Here is a 314-nt window from a genome sequence, read left to right on the forward strand (position 1 = left end):
GAGTTTATTGCCCTTGGTGTCCTGGCGCAGGGCCTCATCCAGCGGGTGGGGCAGCCAGCCTTCCTTGGTCTGGATCTGGGTGGTGATGGTGAACTGATCGTCTTTCTCGGGCAGACGCTTGCCGTTCTTCTCCACCACGCGGCCGATGCTGATGCGGCCAATCACGGGGGGCGTAATCGCGAGTCCTTTAATCATGGGATGCTCCTGATGGATAACAGGCATAGACGCAGCCGGGCCAGGCCCGGCTGTTATGCCGTGAGTCGTAGAGGGTTAAGCATTGGGGCGAACCAGGAAGCGACGGCTCCCGGCCTTGT

1 pseudogene is annotated in these 314 nt (G+C 60.8%); it reads right to left on the minus strand.

Going from position 1 to position 314, the window contains the following annotated elements:
• Positions 1-195 (minus strand): annotated as a pseudogene (locus A3730_RS10465) (hydrolase or metal-binding protein); the annotation flags it as partial.
• Between the last annotated feature and the right edge of the window lie 119 nt (positions 196-314).

Source organism: Alcanivorax sp. HI0044, from assembly GCF_001634945.1.